The following is a 17,881-nucleotide window of genomic DNA, read 5'->3' as shown; positions in this document are numbered from 1 at the left end:
TCCCCGACCACGGAGAAGACTGATGGATTTCGCACCCACGCCAGAGCAACGGGCGCTGCGCGAGAAGGTCGTCCGGTTCGCCCGTGACAACCTCGGCGCCCAGGCGGCCGAGCACGATCGCAACGCCACGTTCGACGAGAGCGGCTGGAAGGCCTGCGCCGACTTCGGCGTGCTGGGCTGGCCGATCAAGAAGGAGTACGGCGGCGGCGGCCTGGACCCGTTGACCGCGATCATGGCCTACGAGGCGCTCGGCGAAGGCTGCGTCGACAACGGCCTGGTCTTCGCGATCAACAACCACCTCTTCGCCTGCGCCGTCTACATCGCCGACCACGGCACCGAGGAGCAGCGCCGCCGCTGGCTGCCCGCCCTCTGCGACGGCTCACTGGTCGGCGCGCACGCCCTGTCGGAGCCGGAGACCGGATCCGACATGCTCTCCCTCACCACCACCGCCGTCCGTGACGGGGGCGGCTATGTGCTGAACGGGACGAAGAAGTTCATCAGCAACGGCCCGCGCGCGGACCTGTTCATCGTGTTCGCCCGCACCGGTGGCGACGACGTCGCTCCGCAGCGCGCCCTGTCCGCCTTCGTCGTCCCGGCGGACACCGCCGGGCTCATTGCCCGCGACATTCCCAAGGCGGGCCTGCGCGGCACTCTGATGGGCGAGATCACCTTCGACGGCTGCGTGGTCGGGGAGGACCAGCGGCTGGGCGCGGAGGGAGCCGGGTACCGGCTGTTCACCTCCACCATGGAGTGGGAGCGCGGCTTCATGTTCGCCAGCCAGGTCGGCGTGCTGAGCCGGCTCACGGACCGCTGTGTCGCGTACGCCACCGGCCGCCGCCAGTTCGGCCGCCCCATCGGTGCGTTCCAGTCCGTCTCCCACCGGATCGCCGACATGCGGGTCCGCCTGGAGCTGGCCCGGCTGATGCTCTACAAGGTCGGCTGGCTGCGCACCGAGGGCCGCCTCGCGATGCAGGAGGCGTCCATGCTGAAGCTCTACGTCAGCGAGGGCCTGAAGGCCACCGCGCTCGACGCCATGCAGATCCACGGCGCCCGCGGCTACACCGAGGAACTCGGCATCGAGCGGGAGGTACGGGACGTGCTCGCGGGCACGATCTACGGCGGCACCTCCGACATCCAGCGGTCCATCATCGCCGGCCTCATGGGCCTGCCGACGACGGCGTAAGGACGAGAGGCCGACATGCACTCCTACCGACTCGCCCTCGACGAACCGGTCTCGGGGGCCCACCTCGACGAACTCAACCGGCGCGTCTACTACATCTCCGAGGCCATCACCGGCTTCCGGCTCGTCCCCGGCGACGGCGACGCGGTCGACGCGGTCGAGGTGACCACCGGGTATCCGGTCGACGCGGAGGCCCTGGGCAAGAAGCTCCGGCACGTCGTCGACACCGAGGTGCGCCCTCAACTGCCCACCCCGCCCAAGGTGCTGTGGCGCTCCGCCACGGACCGCACCCCGCGCGCCGGCACCTTCGACGGGCTGCTGGCGGACGGCGTGGTGCACGAGATCGGGCCCGGCCAGGTGGCGCTGGGAGCCCCGGCACTGGCCGCGCTCGACGCGCTCGACGGACTCCTGCGGGACATCATCCGCGAGGAGTTCGAGGCCCACGAGTACCGCTACCCGACCCTGCTGCCGATCACCGCGCTGCACCGCAGCGGATACCTCTCCTCCTTTCCGCAGCACATGATGTTCGCCGCCCGGCTCGACGGAGACGTCGACACCTACCGGGCCTTCGCCGAGGAGGTCGGGGCGCGGGACACCATCGGCGACCGGGTGCTGCACCGCTGCGCACCGGTGGACCGGTGCCTGCCGCCCACGATGTGCTACCACACCTTCGACCAGTTCGCCGGGAGCACCCTTCCCGACGAGAACACGGTCGTGACCGCCAGGGGCGGCTCCTTCCGGCACGAGTCCCGCTACCACCGGACCCTGGAGCGGCTGTCCGACTTCACCATCCGCGAGACCGTCTTCCTGGGCACCGCCGAGTTCGTCCGCGAGGCCCGCGACCGGTTCCGCCGGCGCGCCGTCGAGCTGGTCGAACAGCTCGACCTGGCCGGCCGGGTCGAGGTGGCGAGCGACCCCTTCTTCGCCGGAGCGGCGACCGCGGCCCAGGTCTCCTCGCAACGTCTGCTGGAACTCAAGCACGAACTCCATCTGGACGTCGGCCCCGGGGACAGCATCTCGATCGGCTCGTTCAACCTGCACGAAAAGCACTTCGGCGACGCCTTCGGCATCAAGGGATCCGACGGCGCCACGGTGTACTCCGCCTGCGTCGGATTCGGCCTGGAGCGGTTCACCTACGCCGTGCTCTGCCAGTACGGATGGGACGTCGCCGACTGGCCGGCCCCGCTTGCCGAGCGGTGCCGCACCACACCTCGACCGGGCAAGGGAAAGCGATGACTGATACCAGCCAGATCCGGCGCGTGGCCGTCCTGGGCGCCGGCACGATGGGCGTCGGCGGTGCCCACGCCTTCGCCGCGGCGGGCTTCTCCGTGGTGCTCGTGGACACCACCGACGCCGCCCTCTCCCGGGCCCGTGACCTGATCGGGGAGAACGCCCGGCTGTACGCGATGCTCGACCGCGAGCTGGCCAAGAGCACCCCCGACGAGGTGCTCTCCCGGATCGAGTTCCGCACCGGTCTGGACGGGCTCGCGGACGCCGACTTCGTCGTGGAGAACGTGACGGAGAACTGGCAGATCAAGGAGAAGCTGTACCGCGAGATGGACGCGGTCGCGCCGCAGCACTGTGTGTTCGGCGTGAACACCTCGGCCATCCCCATCACCCGGATGGCATCGGTCACCGGCCGTCCGGACCGGGTCGTCGGCACCCATCTGATGAACCCCGTGCCGCTGAAGAAGCTCGTCGAGGTGATCCGCGGCTTCCACACCTCGCCGGAGACGATCGAGGTCACTCGTGGGCTGTTCCGCGCCGTCGGCCAGGACATCGTGGTGGTCGAGGACTCCTCGGGCTTCGTCACGAACCGCGTCGCCATGCTCAGCGTCAACGAGGCGATCCTGCTGCTGCAGGACAACGTGGCGCAGGCCGGCGACATCGACCGGCTCTTCCGGCAGTGCCTGGGCCACCAGATGGGTCCGCTGGAGACCGCGGACCTGATCGGCCTGGACACCGTCATGTACTCGCTGGAGGTCCTTCTGGACAACTTCAACGACCCCAAGTTCGCTCCGGCGCCGCTGCTGCGCAAACTCGTCGCCGCGGGCCGCCTGGGCCGCAAGAGCGGTCATGGTTTCTATTCGTACGAGCCGGTCACCACCGGGAAGAAGGCAGAGGCCTGATGACTGACGACATCGCCAAGATCGTGCGCACCTTCATCGGCGAGCACGTCCGGGACACCGAACTCGGTGACGACCACGACATCTTCGCCACGGGCAGCGTCAGCTCACTGTTCGCCGTGCAGCTCGTGATGTGGGTCGAGCGGACCTTCGACATCGCGGTGCACCCCACCGACCTCGACATCGAGAACTTCCGCACGGTGAACCACGTCGTGCGCTTCGTGGAGTCCCGTCGGGCGGCCACTCCCGCCTGACCCCCCCGGTTTCGGGTAGCGGTCAGTGCCGTGTCAGCGGGCCTCGACACGATGTTCGTATCGGGGCCCGCCACGGCCTTGGTCCCTGAATTCCTCAGACTTGGAGAGCACTAAGTGACGAACCCCTTTGACGACCAGGACGGCACGTTCCTCGTACTCGTCAACGACGAGGACCAGTTCAGTGTGTGGCCCGCCTTCGCCGCGGTGCCCGACGGGTGGACGGTGTCGCTGGGCGAAGGCACCCGAGAGGCCGCCCTGGCCCATGTGGAGGCACACTGGACCGACATGCGGCCCAGAAGCCTCCGCGAGCCCGCCGAGGGCCTCGGCGCCTGATCCGGCGTCGCGGACACCGCCGAGACCCGTGAAGACCGCGATCCGGGCCGAAGGCCTGCGCAAGCGATTCAAGGGCCACCAGGCCCTCGACGGCGTCGACCTCAGCGTCGTGGAGGGCTCCGTTCTCGGCCTGCTCGGCCCCAACGGAGCAGGCAAGACAACCACCGTACGTGTCCTCAGCACCCTGCTCGAACCGGACGGCGGCCACGCCGAAGTGGCCGGATTCGATGTCGTCCGCCGACCCGCGGAGGTCCGCCGTCGGATCGGCCTGGCCGGCCAGTACGCGGCCGTGGACGGGCTGCTCACCGGACGCGAGAACCTCACCCTCATCGGTGTGCTGCTGCACCTCGGCCGACGCGGCGCCCGTCGCCGGGCCGGGCAGCTGCTGGACCAGTTCGACCTGACCGGCGCCGCCGACCGGCCCGTCCAGACCTACTCCGGCGGCATGCGGCGCCGACTCGACCTCGCGGCCTGTCTGGTCGCGTCGCCCTCGGTGCTCTTCCTCGACGAACCGACCACCGGCCTGGATCCGGTGAGCCGCATGTCGCTGTGGACCGCCGTGCGCGATCTGGTGGCCGACGGCATGACGGTCCTGCTGACCACCCAGTATCTGGAAGAGGCGGACTTCCTCGCCGACCGTATCGCCGTCGTCGACACCGGACGGGTCGTCGCCGAGGGTACCCCGGACGAGTTGAAGCGATCTGTCGGACCGGACCGGCTGGAGATCCGGGTGGCGGGCCACGGTGCCGTCGCCGACGCCCTGGCGGCCCTGCGGACCAACGCGTTCGACGACCCGGCAGTGGGCCGGGACGAGGGCGTCATCTCCCTCCCGCTCGATGCCGGCATGGGCAGTATCGCCGCTGCCGCGACGGCCTTGGAAAAGGCCGGGGTGACCGTCGTGGACTTCGCCGTGCGTCGCCCCACACTCGACGACGCGTTTGTCCGACTCACCGGACGATCGGACTGATTCGGCCGCACACGACCGCACGCACATCATTCGCCCATCGGCCGACCGGTGGGGGGTGGATACATGACTGAAGTCCTGCACGACACGGGGGTATTGCCATGCAGCGAATTCATTTCACGACAGCCGACCTGGCGCGAACACGACTGCAGTCCACCGCGGGACCAGAAATAGAGTCGCGACTGGCTCGAGAACTGTTCACGCGTGGCGTCGGCACCATCTATGCGCGATGGCAGCGCCAGGTCTATGCGAGGCTGTGCGCGAAATCGGGCCACGAGTCGGCGTCCGCGTTGGCCCCGGGCGATTTCTGGCGGGCTGCGGTGGCCCCTTACTGGAGCCGGGTGCTGGCCCACTACGAGGCCGAGTGCGACGCCCGCGGGCGGATGGTCATGGCGGGTGGTGTCGAGCAGCTGCTCGCCGGGCTGGGACGACGGGCGCTCTGGAACGGTCAGGTGCTGGAACTGCACGACGGCCCCGACAGCGATGTACGTCTCGGCGGAAAGGGCCTGGTGCTCAGCCCCTCCGTGTTCCTCGCCCACCGCCCCGCCCGGCTCTTCCGCGCCGACGAGCAGCGCGGCCAGCCCGTCCTGGTCTTCTCCGCGCCGCCGAGCGTGGAGCAGTCCGCCCTGCTGTGGGACGACGTCAGTCTCCCGTCCCAGGCACTGGCCGCCCTGGTCGGCCAGACCAGGGCGGCGGCCCTGCGCGAGCTGCGGGTCTCACGCACCACCAGCCAACTCGCCGACCGTCTCGGCGTCTCGGCACCCTGCGCCAGCCAGCACGCCTCCGTACTGCGCGAGTCCGGGCTGATCACCACCCGGCGGGTGCGCAACACCGTGCTGCACTCGGTGACCCCGCTCGGGCTGGCCCTTCTGGACGGCATGACGGTCGCCGCGGGCCAGGTACGCGGCCCGAAGCCCGTGCCGTCCTCGGCCGGGGTCTGATGCACCGGCCCCCGGGGGCCGTGGCGGAACCTGCTGTCAGCTGGTTGTCAGTGGCCGGTTGGTGTACTGGGGCCGGATCCGCGGAGGTGCCGAACGTGGTCGGCCGGCGGCGAGCAGGAGGCTCTTGATGTCCTGGACGGAATGCAGCGAACCCCGGCCGTTCGCCGCGAAGCGGCTGGTCTGCTTCCCGCATGCCGGCGGGTCGTCGTACTTCTTCCGGGACTGGCGCAAGGGGCTGCCCGAGTTCGAGGTGCACGCGGTCTGCTACCCGGGTCGGGCCGACCGGTTCGGTGAGCCGACGGCCACCGACCTGGTGGCGATGGCGGGCGAGATCGCCGAGGCCGTCAAGCCGCTGACGGACCGGCCCACCGCGCTCTTCGGACACAGCATGGGCGCGGTGGTGGCGTACGAGACGGCCAGGGCGCTGGAGGCCGAAGGGGCCGTGCTGTCGCAGCTGATCGTGTCGGGTGCCCGCGCCGGCCATCTGGTACGGCGAGACGCCTGGGCGGCCGGGGAGAACGAAGAGAGCGTCATCGCGGCGCTCCAGCAGCTGGGCGGTACCGACACCGAACTGCTCGACCACCCGATGTTCCGTGAACTGATACTGCCGTACGTCCAGGCCGACTTCCGGATGCTGGGCAGCTACGAACACCGCGCGGGTGCACTGCTCGGCTGCCCTGTCACGGCCGTGGCGGGGGCGAGCGATCCCCGGGTGACGGCGGAGCAGGTGGCCCAGTGGGCACAGGTGACCGAGGGGCCGTACCAGCAGCGGATGGTGCCGGGCGGGCACTTCTACCTCGCGGACTCGCCGCCGTACGAGCTGGTGCGGGAGGTGTGCGCCGAGCGGGGTGAGACACCGAGCCGGTAGGCCGGTCCGGCAGCCGAAGGGCGGGTGCCGGTCTTCCGGCCGGCCTCGATTCGAAGAAGCTCGATCACTGGGGGACGCAAGTGCGGGGCCGAAACGGGCAGAGGGCTGCCATGATCGCCATGGTCGTGCTGCCACTGGCGGTGATCGTGTGGGCCGCGGTGGCGGTCGCCACGTCGAAGTCGTCGGCCGGGGCGGCGGTGCACGAGGCGGCACGGCTGGACAGGGGCGGTCATTTCTTCCTCGCGGTCGCGGCCATCCTGTCGGCCGTCTTCGTGGGCGGATGGCTGGCGGACCGGCTGGGACAGCCGCGGGTGATCGGCGAGATCTGCGTGGGCCTGGCCATGGGGCCGACCGTGCTGGGACGGTTCGCACCCGGCGCGAAGGACTGGCTGTTCCCGGCGGACAACCTGCCGATGCTCGACGGGCTGGCTCAGATCGGCCTGGTGTTCTTCATGTTCGGGGTGGGCCGCGAACTGACCGGAATGTCGCTGCGAGGCATCGGACCGCAGGTGCTGATGGTGAGCCAGGCCTCGCTGCTGATCCCGTTCGCGGCCGGCACCGCGGCCGCCGTGCCCCTCGTCCAGGACTTCGCGGGACGGGCGGGCCACCCGGCGGCCTTCGTCCTGTTCGTGGGATGCGCACTGAGCGTCACCGCGCTGCCCGTACTGGCCCGGATCCTCACCGATCTGCGGCTCACCCGCACACATCAGGGGCAGTTGAGCCTATTCGCCTCCGCGCTCGGGGACGGCGTGGTGTGGTCGGTGCTCACCGCGATCCTGGCGGTGGTGCACGGCAGCAGCCCCACGGGCGTGCTCTGGAACGGCCTGTTCGCCGCCGCCCTGACCATCGTCTTCCTCGGCCCGCTGCGCCGCGGGCTGGCCCGCTGGGCCCGGTCCCGTCAGGCGGTCGGCGAGGGCGCCGAGGGCGACGCCACACTCATGCTTCTGCTGGCGGGAGGTATCGCCGCGACGGCCACTCTCACCACGGTCGTCGGCGTGCACCAATTGATCGGGGCCCTGCTGGCCGGACTGGCCTGGCCCACCGGCAACGCCCGCACGGCGCGGGTGGCGGACCGGCTGTCGAGCACGTCCAAGAACGTGCTGCTCCCGTTCTTCTTCTTCGGATTCGGGCTCACCATCGATCTCGGGTCCTTGCGCTTCGACCGTTCCTCGGTGCTGGCCATCGCCACCCTGCTGGTCCTGGCCGTCGTCACCAAGGTGTGCGGCCCCGCGCTGAGCGCCGTCCTCACCGGCATGCGCCCGCGGCCGGCCCTCACGCTCGGAGTGCTGCTCAACGCCCGCGGTCTGACGGAACTCGTCATCCTGCAGATCGGCTACCAGGCAGGTGTCATCGACCAGCGCCTGCTCAGCATCCTCACCATCATCGCGCTGGTCACGACGATCCTGACGAGGCCGCTGCTCCGGCTGATCGGGCCGGAGGGCGTCGAGCCCGCGCCCTCGCCGTGCGAGCCCGAGCAGGACGGCGTGGCCGCGAAAGGCGCACCCGAGCGCTCCTCCCTGTCCCACTGACACCTCGGCGGCAGGCGGCTCGCATGATCGACGAGATACTTCCCGCGGCCGTCATGAGCGCCGAGTCCTTCGGGGACGAGCCGGACGCGTGGCTGTTCCCCGAGGAGCGGACGGCCCTGGGAGAGGTCGGCGAGCCGCGCCGCCGGGAGTACACGACGGTGCGCCACTGCGCCCGGCGGGCCCTGGGCGGGCTGGGCCTGGCACCGGCGCCGCTGGTAGCGGGCGCACGGGGCGCCCCGCGCTGGCCCGAGGGCGTCGTCGGCAGCATGACCCACTGTGCGGGATACCGGGCCGCCGCCACCGCGCACCGGTCCGACGTGCACACCCTGGGCATCGACGCGGAGCCCCATGCGCCTCTGCCCGACGGCGTGCTGGAGTACATCGCGCTGCCGCAGGAGGCCTCGGAGGTCACCCGGCTGGCCCGCCACACCCCCGCAGTGCACTGGGACCGGCTGTTGTTCTGCGCCAAGGAAGCCGTCTACAAGGCATGGTTCCCCGCGACACAGAGCTGGCTCGGCTTCGAGGGGGCGGCGATCTCCCTCGCGCCCGACGGCACTCTGCACGCGCACGTCCTGTCCCCGGCCCCCTCGCAACCCGTCCCCGCACCGCGGGAGTTCGCGGGACGGTGGCTGGTACGGGACGGACTTGTGCTGGCGTGCGTGGTGTCCCCGACCCTTGATTGACTGCGTTTCTGGCATGTGTAAGATTTGGCTTACACATGCAGTCCGGGGCGGCGGGAGGTGGGGCGTTGACCAGCGAGGAGCTTCTGGCCTTCCTGTCCGCCGTCGGGCATGTCCAGCGGCTGCGGGCCATCGCAGGCCTTGCCGACGGGCGTATGTACGTCAGCGAACTGGCCCGGCAGCTGGGCATGTCCCGCCCCCTGCTGTACATGCATCTGGAGCGTCTGGAGAAGGCCGGCCTGGTCGTCGGCCATCTTGAACTCTCGGACGACGGCAAGGCCCTGAAGTACTACGAGCTGGTGCCGTTCGATCTGCACATCAACCTGCAGACGATTCTGGAAACCCTGCGCGCGGACGAGCTGCAGTCGCCTGCAGCGGATGGGCCTGCCGATGAGGAAGGTTAGAACGTTATGAGGGGGACCCTGACATGACCGGCGCTGTTGTCGCCATCGCCATCGTCTTGATCGTCGTCGGAGGTATCACGGCGGCGGTGGTCTCGAACTTCAGACTGCAGCGCCACCGCGCTGACGCCGTGGCCATGGCCTCGTACCGCAAGCTCGCCGAGGAGGCAGTCGCCCGGCAGGAGGCACTGCAGACCGAACTGGCCGAGCTGAAGGCCAAGGTGAGCTCGATCGACGACATGCTGCGGAGGATCGAGTGACCAGGCCGGCACCCGGGCGCCTGCGCCCACCGGCCTCCCTGGTCAGACTCCCGTTGTCCGCCGCCCCCTGGCTCGCCGCCGGCTACCTCGCCAGCTATCCCCTGGTCGGGGGCGCCCTGTTCGCCGTGGCGACGGCCGCCTTCCTCGGCGGCGTGGTACTGAGCCAGTTCACGGTGACCGTACCGCTGCTCGTCGGCCTGGCGTGGGTGATCAGGGGCTGCGCGCAAGTCGAGCGGGGCCGCGCCGCACTTGTCGACCGGCCGATCCCGTACCGGTACAGCGAGGTCACCGAGCCTGGCTTGCCCGCCCACATCAGAACCCGCTGCGCCGATCCCGCGATCGTCCGCGACTGCGCCTACCTCATCCTCCTCTTCCCCCCTCTGCTGGTCCTGGACCTCTTCGCGCTGGTCATCTGGCTGCTGTCCCTCGGCTGCCTCACGCTGCCCCTGTGGTACCGGGCGACGGACGTCTCCGGCAGGCTCACGGGCGAGGACGGCATGCTCGCGTGGGTCCACACCCTGCCCGGGGCACTGGCGCTCGCGCTCGTCGCGCTCGTCCTGCTTCCCTTCGCCGCCCGGCTTCTCCTGGCCACTGCCCGGCTCCACCTGACCGCGGCCCAAGCGGTGCTCCGCCCGCCCGGCGACCCCCTCGCAGAGGCCAAGGGCGTGCTCGACCGCCCTGGTCCGCTCTCCGCCGTGCCGGGTGGCCTTCGCACCGGCACACCCACAGCACCGACAGAAAACGGGGAATCCCATGAACCGAACACCGGCCGGACCATCTGACCCGGTCATCCACCTGGACTCCGTGCACAAGGTCTACGGCGGCGGCAGGAACAAGGTGACCGCTCTCGACGGAGTCACCATCAGTCTGCGGAGGGGGACCTTCACCGCGGTGATGGGCCCGTCCGGATCCGGCAAGAGCACCTTTCTCCACTGCGCCGCGGGCCTGGACCGGCCGACGTCCGGTGAGGTCAGGCTCGACGGCGTGGACCTGTCCCGGCTCAAGGAACGGGAGTTGACCAAGCTGCGACGCGAGCGCGTCGGTTTCGTCTTCCAGGCGTTCAACCTGATGCCCGCACTGAACGTACGGGACAACGTCACCCTGCCCTTACGTCTGGCAGGACGCCGCCCCAAGGCCACCGAGGTCGACGAGGTCATCGAACGCGTCGGCCTCGCTGCACGTCAGAAGCACCGCCCCGGCGAACTCTCCGGCGGCCAGCAGCAGCGGGTGGCCATCGCCCGCGCGCTCGTCACCCGGCCCGCCGTGGTCTTCGGCGACGAGCCGACCGGAGCCCTGGACACCCGAACCGCTCGCGAGGTCCTCGGACTGCTGCGCGAGGCCGTCCAGTGGTCCGGGCAGACCATCGTGATGGTCACGCACGACCCCGTGGCCGCCGCGCACGCGGACCGCACCCTCTTTCTCGCCGACGGCAGGATCGTCGACGCACTGGAGCGTCCGACCGCCGACGTGGTCGCCGAGCGCATGACCCATCTCGGAGCCTGGGCCGAGGAGCAGACGGCGCACGACAGGCAGTACGGAGCGGCCCAGTGATCGGCCTCGCGCTGCGCTCCCTGAAGTTCTACAAGGGGGGCTTCGTCGCCTCGTTCATCGCGCTGTTCTTCGGCGCCGCCATCGTGATCGCCTGCGGCGGGCTGCTGGAGACCGGAGTACGCGAACTGGCCGCGCCGCAGCGGCTCCAGGCCGCACCGATCGTCCTCACCGGGGACCAGGGCTACCCCGGTTCCAACAAGGTCTTCCGAGAGCGGGTCCGGCTCGACACCGCTGCCGTGTCCAAGGCCGAGGCGGTATCCGGTGTCCAGGCGGCCGTGCCGGACATCTCCATCCCGGCCGTGGTCGTTCCGGCCGGCGGCAAGGGCGGCGTCACCGCCACAGGTCACGGCTGGGACTCCGCCCGGCTCGGACCGTACCGCCTGGTCCAGGGCAGCGCCCCGAGCGCCGCGGGCCAGGTCGCGCTCGACTCGCGGCTCGCCGCCCGGGCGGGTGCCAAGACGGGCGACCGGGTCACGCTCGGCCTGCACGGCACCCTGACCGCATACCGGGTGACCGGGCTGGTGAGCGGCCCCGGCGCCGCCGGGACCCTGTTCCTCGCGGACACCGACGCGGCGCGTCTCGCTCCGCAGCAGGGCAAGGTCGACTCCATCGGTGTCCTCACCCGCCCGGGCACGGACCGGGACCGAGTGCGGGCCGCGCTCGCCGACGCCTTCGCGGGCGACCCGGTCTCCGTGCTGACCGGCGACGAACGGGGCCGTGCCGAGTTTCCCGACGTGGTGATCCACGGCAAGAACCTGGTGTCCATGTCGGCGGTGTTCGGCGGGCTGGCCGCGATGGTCACGGTGTTCGTGGTGGCCAGCACACTCGGTCTGTCCTTGCAGCAGCGGCAGCGGCAGATGGCTCTGCTGCGCGCGATCGGCTCGACGCCCGGCCAGGTCCGGCGCATGGTGCTGGCCGAGACGTTCACCGTCGCCGTCTTCGCCACCGCGCTGGCCTGCGTGCCCGGGCCGCGCCTCGGGCGCTGGCTGCTGGGCCGGTTCGTGGACGCGGACGTGGTGCCCGACGTGCTGATCTACCGCAGCGGCTGGATCCCGATGGTGGCGGGCGCCGGGGCGGCGCTGCTGACCGCTCTGGGGGCCGCCTGGATCGCGGCGCGCGCCGCCGCCCGCACCCGCCCGACCGAGGCACTGGCCGAGGCCTCTCTCCAGCGTCGCCGGCTCAACTGGATCCGCGCGGTCTTCGCCGTGCTCTGTCTGGCGGGCGGCACCACTCTCGCGTTGGTCACGATGAACGTCGACGGTGCCACGGCGGGCAGCACGGCCACGCCGGCCGCGATGCTGTGGGCCGCCGGATTCGGTCTACTCGGCCCCACCCTGACCAGAGTGATGACGGCCCTGCTGCGCTGGCCACTGCGCGCGGTCACCGGCCTCGCCGGGCAACTGGCCATCCTCAACGCCAAGGCCCGGGCGACCCGGCTGGCCGGAGCGGTCATGCCGGTCATGCTCGCCACCGGCATGGCCACCGCCCTGATCTACCTGCAGACGACCCAGAACCAGGGCGCCCAGCAGGCGTTCGAGGACAACCTCCGCGCCGACGTGGTGCTCACCTCGGCGACCGGCGGGATGCCCGCGTCCCTGGCCGCCGACATCGACAAGAAGCCCGGCGTGGCGGCGGCCTCCGCCTACGTGCCGAGCTCCGGCTTCCTGGAGCCGTCCAAGGCCGAGATGGCGGCGTACGACGGCAAGGGCCGCAAACCGAAGGGCACCCCCGTGCAGATTACCGGGGTATCCGCGACGGGCATCGAGCGCACCACGGCGATCCGTGCGGTGAGCGGCAGCCTCACCGATCTGACCGGGGACACCGTGGCCCTGCCCGAGTCCTCCGCCGGAGGACACCGCATCGGTGAGCGGATCCCCATGCGCCTGGGCGACGGCACCGAGGTCGAGCCCCGCCTGGTGGCGACGGTCGGGGACCAGCGCGGATACGGTGCGGCCCTGATGCCCGCTGCCACTGTGGCCGCGCACACCACCGACGGCACGGTGCCGCAGATCCTGGTCGCGGCGGACTCCGGCTCCGGCGCCGCGCGGCTCGCCACCGAACTCACCGGCTCCGGGGCGCCCTTGCCCGGGCTGCGCGCGGCCGACCGTGGCGACCTGGTCACCGCCTCGGCCGAGCAGAACGACACCCAGGCCTGGGTGGCGTACCTCCTGGTCGCCATGGTCGTCGGGTACGCGGTCATCGCCCTGGTGAACTCGCTAGTGATGGCGACCGGCGAGCGGCGTCGGGAGTTCACCCTCCAGCGTCTTGTCGGCGCCACCCAGGGCCAGGTGATGCGGATGATGACGGTGGAGGCGCTGCTGACCGCGCTGGCCGGTCTCGGGCTGGGCATGCTGGTCGCCGTCGCGACCCTGGTACCGCTGAGCCAGGCCGTGCTCGCCCGGGCGATGCCCGCCGGTCCGCCGTCGATTCTGCTGGCGGTCCTGGCCTCCGCACTCGTCCTGACGGTCGGTACGACGCTGCTGACCGCCCGGCTGGCGCTGCGCACCCGGCTCTCCTCGGCCATCGGCAGCCGCGAATGAGCTGAACCCCGTCCGCCTCACCTGAACCACCTGCGTATTTCGTCCACCACTTAACAACGTGGTGGACGAAGCCTTGTCAAACCTACGCTCGCTCTTATGGCGTTGAAGCCCATCGGAAACCATCTCGTCACAGAATTGGAGTTTTTCGATGCTGAATAGAGTAGTGATCGTGGGTGGTGGTACTGCCGGCTGGATAACCGCGTCGTACCTCAAGGCAGCCTTCGGGGACCGCATCGACCTGACCCTCGTCGAATCCGGAAAGGTCGGCACCATCGGTGTCGGCGAAGCCACGTTCAGCGACATCCGGCATTTCTTCGAGTTTCTCGGGCTCAAGGAATCGGACTGGATGCCGGCGTGCAACGCCACGTACAAGCTCGCGGTGCGCTTCGAGAACTGGCGCAAGCCGGGTCATCACTTCTACCACCCGTTCGAGCAGATGCGGTCCGTCGACGGCTTCCCGCTGTCGGACTGGTGGCTCAAGAACGGCCGCACCGACCGGTTCGACGTGGACTGCTTCGTGATGGCCAACATCTGTGACGCCGAGCGCAGCCCGCGTCACCTCGGCGGCGCCATGCTGTCGCAGCCGTACGACGAGAACGGCGAAGAGCCCCAGGGCCTGACGATGTCGGAGCACCAGGGCAAGACCCAGTTCCCCTACGCCTACCACTTCGAGGCCGCGCTGCTGGCGAAGTTCCTCACCCAGTACACGGTGGACCGCGGTGCGAAGCACATCGTCGACGATGTCCAGGACGTCAAGCTCGACGAGCGCGGCTGGATCAGCAGCGTGGTCACCGCCGAGCACGGCGAGCTGACCGGCGACCTGTTCATCGACTGCACCGGTTTCCGCGGGCTGCTGCTCAACAAGGCCCTGGAGGAGCCCTTCATCTCCTTCCAGAACACCCTGCCCAACGACAGCGCGGTTGCCCTCCAGGTGCCGCAGGACATGGAGGCGCGGGGCATCCGGCCCTGCACGACCGCCACCGCGCAGGACGCGGGATGGATCTGGACCATCCCGCTGTACGGCCGTATCGGCACCGGGTACGTGTACGCGAGCGACTACCTGTCCGCCGACGAGGCCGAGCGCACCCTGCGCGAGTTCGTGGGGCCGAGCGCGGCCGACGCCGAGGCCAACCACATCAAGATGCGCATCGGCCGCAGCAACCGCTCCTGGGTGAACAACTGCGTGGGTATCGGCCTGACCAGCGGCTTCGTTGAGCCGTTGGAGTCGACCGGCATCTTCTTCATCCATCACGCGGCCGAGCAGCTGGTCAAGAACTTCCCCGGGCCCGACTGGAACCCGGTGCAGCGCGACAGCTACAACAACTCCGTCGCCCATGTGATGGACGGCGTACGCGAGTTCCTCGCCCTGCACTACGCCGCCGCCGGGCGCAACGACACGCAGTACTGGAAGGACACCAAGACCCGGGAGCTGCCCGACGGTCTGGCCGAGCGGATCGAGCACTGGAAGTACCAGCTGCCGGACACCGAGTCGGTCTTCCCCTACTACCACGGGCTGCCGCCGTACTCCTACATGTGCATCCTGCTCGGGATGGGCGGCATCGACCTCAGGCCGTCGCCGGCACTCGCGCTCGCCGACAACAGCGCGGCGCTGAAGGAGTTCCAGTCGGTGCACGACCATGCCGCCGCTCTCATCGGCCAGCTTCCGACGCAGTACGAGTACTTCACGCACATGCGCCGTTGACCCCGCAGGCGCCGCGGTGGCCGCTCCGGCCGCCGCGGTGCAGCGTCCGTCGCCCCAGGGAGCTTCACCCCGTGACCGAACTCGCCCGACTCAACGAATCCGCACGGCCGACGGCTCCGGCGTCCGTGGCCGAGAGCCAGCGCGCCATGATGAGCGGCTTCCCCACCGGGGTCGCCGTCCTCACCACGACCGACCCCGACGGCACGCCCCGCGGGATGACCGTCTCCTCGGTGTGCAGTGTCACGCTGAACCCGCCTGTCCTGCTGGTCTGCCTCCGCAGCGGCAGCCCCACTCTGCGGTCGGTCCTGGACACCGGCCGGTTCGTGGTGAACCTGCTGCATGGCGGCGCCCAGCCGGTCGCCGAACTGTTCGCGTCGGGCGCGCCCGATCGTTTCGACCGCGTGCGCTGGGAGTACGACGCCGGCGATCCCTACACGGCCGGCCCCCATCTCCTCCACGACGCACACGCCATCGCGGACTGCCGGGTGAGTGACGAGCACCGCAGCGGGGACCACCTCGTGGTCTTCGGCAGCGTTCTGCGGGTCACCCCGTTCCCGGACCGGCTGCCGCTGGTCTACGGCAAGCGGCAGTACCGGGTGTGGCCGGTGGGGAGGGACCGCCATTAGCCGGTGCTGTCGCAGCGGAAGGTTTCAGGTATTCAGTCGGCGGGCTCCCTCACCTTGCTCAACAGAACGGCCAGCCCCCCGAGCAACTCGGCGCCGCCGCGTACGGTGAGGAGTGTCCTTCCCCCACAGACCCCGGCCTGGGTGATCAGCGCTGACTCTGACGTCGGCACGATCACGTGCCTGGCTGGATCTCCCCGGCGGTGCAGCACATTCCGAGCGGGCCTGACGCGCTGCGGTGCAAGCGCCTAACCTGGACCGGCCTTGGCCGGACGGGCTCAGCATGGATCTCCGCCGGAAGTGTGGGGAGCTGAGGGGCACCCCACGGACACCGCAGTCCCTGCCACCTCCCAAGGTCCTCGGCGGCACGGCCTGCCGCTGCGTACGCTGTGCTCAGGGCTTCGGTCATGATCTTTGCGCGCGTCTGGCGTACGGCTGTCGCGGTGACGCACGTATGACGCACGAGGCTCTGTGAACGGTTTCGATTCAGCCTCGAAACCGCCCCTGACCTGCATGTTTCTTAACAAGGTGCCAATTGCGCACCTTCCCGATGACGCATCATGTGGAGTGCGTGGCGATTCTGGAGCCGGCCGGGAAGGGTGCCTGACCTGCGGATTCGGGTCGATGGCCCGGGCGGAGTCGTGCCGGGAGAGCGGCATCGGGGGCCCGTGCATCTCGGTAGACGCCGTGTGAGGTCAGCGAGCTGCTCGGCCGCGGTGATGTTTCCTTGCTCGGCGAGGCGCCGGAGCTCGTCCGCGTTCCCCTGTTCCGTCGCGAGTTCGATCAACTGGTCGGTAGCCGTGCCGTTGCCCTCGGCGGAGAGGCGGCGCAACCCGGCGAGGTCGCCCAGCTCGGTGGCGAGTTCGATGAGCTGGTCGGTCGCGGTGGGGTTGCCGGTGTCCGCGAGGTGCCGCAGTTCGCCCATGTCGCCGTGGACCGCGGCCAGTTCGATCAACTCGTCGGCGGCGTCCGGGTCGCCCCGGTCGATGCGCTCGCACAGAGCGGCCACATCGGACTGGTAGGAGTGGTTGGACTGGTCGGGCTCGGTCGTCATGGGACTCTCCCTGGCCTATGGCGCTATGAGTCGGAGCGGGGCAGTTTTCCGGAAGCACGCAGCCATGGGCGGGAAACCGTAATGGCGGGCGTAGAAGCGGCCGACGTGGTCGGCGAAGACCAGCTCGGCGTCTTGCGGCACACGAACTGTCCAGCATCTATCACCGAGATGACGCTTATTTCTGTCATCTCAGGCGCATCAAGGGTGAGCTTTGATGGGCGGGGCGGGCGTGGGCGTTCGGTGCGGGTCAGGAGAGCCCCGAGGCTCGCAGCACCGCCTGGACCGTCTCGTCGTCGATGCGATGACCGATTCGCTGGATGATGTCCGCTCCCTGGCGCAGCGTTCCGCGTTCCAGGGAGTGGTGGACGCCCGTGTCGAGTTCGTGCCAGAGCAGGGGGTTGCGCGTGAAGGTCCGGGGATCGAGTTCCAGGCGGTGGCCGTGGACGTCCCGCAGGACCAGATGGGAGGAGACGCCGTCGTACTGCCGTACGGCTGTCAGCGCACCCGTGTGGATCACTCGCCTGCGCCAGGGGGTGCGTACCGCGAGCCAGCCGGGGCCCGCCGTCACCCTCGGCGGCAGCAGGACAGCGCATACGGTGGCAGACAGTGTGACCCAGAGCAGTGCGCGGAGGGGCGACAGGCTGCCGGCGTCCCAGTCGACCGTGACGCTCATGGCGTCGAACATCAGGGCGCAGCACACCGCGAGCCGGGCGCTGCCACGCCAGTGGCGGTCGCCGGCCGAACCCGCCGGTCCGCTCCGTCGCATGCCGTTGACGCTAGGCGCCGGTGCGGGGCCCGGTGAGCGTCGCTGACGGGGCTCTAACGGCGTACCGGCGAATCTTGACGCGATCCTGACGTGGTCGGCGCAGCCGTTC

Annotated in this window: 19 protein-coding genes; 17 read left to right on the top strand and 2 right to left on the bottom strand. The window is 70.1% G+C overall.

Annotated elements, in window-relative coordinates; translation table 11 throughout:
* The first annotated feature begins 22 nt into the window (after positions 1-22).
* The 17 genes from LQ326_RS15645 (at position 23) to LQ326_RS15565 (ending at position 15,955) form a co-directional block, all read left to right on the top strand.
* Complete coding sequence (locus tag LQ326_RS15645; RefSeq protein WP_234536964.1) at positions 23-1,183, top strand: acyl-CoA dehydrogenase family protein; 1,161 nt, start codon at positions 23-25, stop codon at positions 1,181-1,183.
* Between the two features lie 15 nt (positions 1,184-1,198).
* Positions 1,199-2,416, top strand: coding sequence for a class-II aminoacyl-tRNA synthetase family protein (locus LQ326_RS15640; protein ID WP_234536962.1), 1,218 nt, complete (start codon positions 1,199-1,201; stop codon positions 2,414-2,416).
* Positions 2,413-3,309, top strand: coding sequence for a 3-hydroxyacyl-CoA dehydrogenase family protein (locus tag LQ326_RS15635; RefSeq protein ID WP_234536959.1), 897 nt, complete (start codon positions 2,413-2,415; stop codon positions 3,307-3,309). The genes LQ326_RS15640 and LQ326_RS15635 overlap by 4 nt, the downstream gene beginning before the upstream one ends.
* On the top strand, positions 3,309-3,560 hold the full coding sequence (locus LQ326_RS15630) for an acyl carrier protein (RefSeq protein ID WP_234536955.1): 252 nt from the start codon (positions 3,309-3,311) through the stop codon (positions 3,558-3,560). Before LQ326_RS15635 ends, LQ326_RS15630 begins: the two co-directional genes overlap by 1 nt.
* Before the next feature lie 114 nt (positions 3,561-3,674).
* Entirely contained in the window at positions 3,675-3,893 is a 219-nt protein-coding gene (locus LQ326_RS15625; protein ID WP_234536953.1) for an MbtH family protein, read from the top strand.
* A gap of 28 nt (positions 3,894-3,921) precedes the next feature.
* Positions 3,922-4,860, top strand: a complete 939-nt coding sequence (locus tag LQ326_RS15620; protein ID WP_234536949.1) for an ATP-binding cassette domain-containing protein — start codon at positions 3,922-3,924, stop codon at positions 4,858-4,860.
* 317 nt (positions 4,861-5,177) lie between these two features.
* Positions 5,178-5,798 (top strand): ArsR/SmtB family transcription factor, encoded by a 621-nt coding sequence (locus LQ326_RS15615; RefSeq protein WP_234536946.1) that lies wholly within the window; start codon positions 5,178-5,180, stop codon positions 5,796-5,798.
* A gap of 127 nt (positions 5,799-5,925) precedes the next feature.
* Positions 5,926-6,666: a thioesterase II family protein gene (locus tag LQ326_RS15610; RefSeq protein WP_234536944.1), complete on the top strand. Its 741-nt coding sequence runs from the start codon at positions 5,926-5,928 to the stop codon at positions 6,664-6,666.
* 110 nt (positions 6,667-6,776) lie between these two features.
* A complete protein-coding gene (locus LQ326_RS15605) occupies positions 6,777-8,195 on the top strand; it encodes a cation:proton antiporter (protein ID WP_234536942.1) in 1,419 nt (472 codons plus the stop codon).
* 23 nt (positions 8,196-8,218) lie between these two features.
* Positions 8,219-8,878 carry a 4'-phosphopantetheinyl transferase family protein gene (locus LQ326_RS15600; protein ID WP_234536940.1) on the top strand — a complete coding sequence of 220 codons (660 nt, stop codon included), beginning with the start codon at positions 8,219-8,221 and terminating at the stop codon, positions 8,876-8,878.
* 65 nt (positions 8,879-8,943) lie between these two features.
* Positions 8,944-9,279 carry an ArsR/SmtB family transcription factor gene (locus LQ326_RS15595; RefSeq protein ID WP_234536937.1) on the top strand — a complete coding sequence of 112 codons (336 nt, stop codon included), beginning with the start codon at positions 8,944-8,946 and terminating at the stop codon, positions 9,277-9,279.
* Between the two features lie 23 nt (positions 9,280-9,302).
* Positions 9,303-9,536, top strand: a complete 234-nt coding sequence (locus LQ326_RS15590) for a hypothetical protein (RefSeq protein ID WP_234536935.1) — start codon at positions 9,303-9,305, stop codon at positions 9,534-9,536.
* Complete coding sequence (locus LQ326_RS15585) at positions 9,533-10,318, top strand: sensor domain-containing protein (RefSeq protein ID WP_234536933.1); 786 nt, start codon at positions 9,533-9,535, stop codon at positions 10,316-10,318. Before LQ326_RS15590 ends, LQ326_RS15585 begins: the two co-directional genes overlap by 4 nt.
* Positions 10,290-11,087 (top strand): ABC transporter ATP-binding protein, encoded by a 798-nt coding sequence (locus tag LQ326_RS15580; protein WP_234536931.1) that lies wholly within the window; start codon positions 10,290-10,292, stop codon positions 11,085-11,087. The genes LQ326_RS15585 and LQ326_RS15580 overlap by 29 nt, the downstream gene beginning before the upstream one ends.
* Positions 11,084-13,627: an ABC transporter permease gene (locus LQ326_RS15575; RefSeq protein WP_234536929.1), complete on the top strand. Its 2,544-nt coding sequence runs from the start codon at positions 11,084-11,086 to the stop codon at positions 13,625-13,627. The genes LQ326_RS15580 and LQ326_RS15575 overlap by 4 nt, the downstream gene beginning before the upstream one ends.
* A gap of 148 nt (positions 13,628-13,775) precedes the next feature.
* Complete coding sequence (locus tag LQ326_RS15570; RefSeq protein ID WP_234536927.1) at positions 13,776-15,329, top strand: tryptophan halogenase family protein; 1,554 nt, start codon at positions 13,776-13,778, stop codon at positions 15,327-15,329.
* A 71-nt stretch (positions 15,330-15,400) separates the two neighbouring features.
* Positions 15,401-15,955 carry a flavin reductase family protein gene (locus LQ326_RS15565; RefSeq protein ID WP_308401925.1) on the top strand — a complete coding sequence of 185 codons (555 nt, stop codon included), beginning with the start codon at positions 15,401-15,403 and terminating at the stop codon, positions 15,953-15,955.
* A 517-nt stretch (positions 15,956-16,472) separates the two neighbouring features.
* On the opposite strand, the gene LQ326_RS15560 is transcribed toward LQ326_RS15565, so the two are convergent.
* Positions 16,473-17,006, bottom strand: a complete 534-nt coding sequence (locus tag LQ326_RS15560) for a hypothetical protein (protein ID WP_234536925.1) — start codon at positions 17,004-17,006, stop codon at positions 16,473-16,475.
* 247 nt (positions 17,007-17,253) lie between these two features.
* On the bottom strand, positions 17,254-17,772 hold the full coding sequence (locus LQ326_RS15555) for a hypothetical protein (protein WP_234536923.1): 519 nt from the start codon (positions 17,770-17,772) through the stop codon (positions 17,254-17,256).
* Between the last annotated feature and the right edge of the window lie 109 nt (positions 17,773-17,881).

Source organism: Streptomyces shenzhenensis, assembly GCF_021462265.1.
GTDB lineage: Bacteria > Actinomycetota > Actinomycetes > Streptomycetales > Streptomycetaceae > Streptomyces > Streptomyces shenzhenensis.
This window is presented reverse-complemented; position numbering and strand designations above follow the sequence as displayed.